A 1480-nucleotide genomic window follows, 5' to 3' on the forward strand; every position below is an offset into this window, starting at 1 on the left:
CTTTCACTAACCCCAGCTGCTGTGATCTTTACAAACTTCGCATTTTGTAGTTGTCCCACTGTTGCTGCTCCGCAATAACCCATGCCAGCTTTGAGACCACCTGTAAGTTGATACAAAACTTCTGAGACAAGACCCTTGTAAGGTACTCGACCGACTATACCTTCCGGTACTAATTTTTTAATATCATCTTCAGCATCTTGAAAATAACGATCCTTTGAGCCGTCTTCCATGGCCTCTAATGACCCCATACCTCGGTATGATTTAAATTTTCTACCCTCGTAAATAATAACTTCACCCGGTGCTTCTTCAGTACCAGCCAACAGAGAGCCTATCATTACACTGCTGGCACCTCCAGCAAGAGCCTTAACTATATCACCAGAAAACCTAATACCTCCATCGGCTATAATCGGGACACCCATACCTTCAACAGCTCTAGCTGCTTCATATACAGCAGAAAGTTGAGGAACTCCTACACCTGCAATAATTCTTGTAGTGCAAATACTCCCGGGGCCCACCCCTACCTTAATTCCATCAGCTCCAGCCTCTGCAAGCATTTTAGCTGCCTCTGCTGTTGCGACATTACCGACAATTATATCGAGGTCGGGGTAGGCAGCTTTCACCTTTTTAAACATGTCTATAACACCTTTTGAGTGCCCATGAGCAGTATCAATGCTTACCACATCAACTCCGGCCTTTTTAAGCAACTCGATGCGATCCATAATGTCAGGAGTGACACCAACCGCTGCACCAACACGTAACCTACCTAACTCATCTTTGCAGGCATTTGGCTTGTTTTTCTTTTTAAGGATATCCTTATATGTAATGAGACCTGTTAAAATGCCTTTTTCATTAATAATAGGAAGTTTTTCTATTTTATGTTGTTGAAGGATATCTTCTGCCTTCTCTAGGTTTATTTTATTTTCCTCAGCTGTAATAAGGCCTTCACCAGTCATTATTTCTGTTACTGGTGTGCTAAAGTCTTTTAGAAATCTTAAATCTCTATTAGTGATTATTCCTATAAGCTTTTCGTTTTCATCTACTACTGGAATACCACCTATTTTGTACTCTCTCATAATATTCTCAGCATCTTGAGCTGTAGATTTATTATGGAGGGTGATAGGATCGATTATCATCCCGCTTTGAGATCTTTTAACTTTTCTCACCTGGTTGGCTTGTTGCTCTTTAGTCATATTCTTATGAATAAAACCAAGGCCACCTTCCAGCGCCATTGCTATAGCTAAATCTGCCTCTGAGACTGTGTCCATGGCAGCAGAAACGAGCGGAATATTTAATTTGATATTTTTGGTGAGTTGGGAAGAAGTATCTGTATCTCTTGGTAGTACTTCTGAATAGCCCGGTTGAAGAAGCACATCATCATATGTAAGTGCCTCCAATACGAATTTAGAATTGTCTTTAGACATAGCAAATAAGCGTTATAGTTATTTGCCGAACAAAGCTACAGAGATTACCCCACATAAAA

The 1480-nt window shown here is 40.7% G+C and carries 1 protein-coding gene; it reads right to left on the reverse strand.

What is annotated here, in order from left to right:
• Window positions 1-1421 (reverse strand): IMP dehydrogenase (gene guaB / locus E1176_RS01120; RefSeq protein ID WP_155208746.1); only part of this gene is annotated, 1421 nt, incomplete at its 3' end.
• Window positions 1422-1480: the final 59 nt, after the last annotated feature.

The sequence above is a fragment of the Fulvivirga aurantia genome, assembly GCF_009711475.1.
Lineage (GTDB): Bacteria > Bacteroidota > Bacteroidia > Cytophagales > Cyclobacteriaceae > Fulvivirga > Fulvivirga aurantia.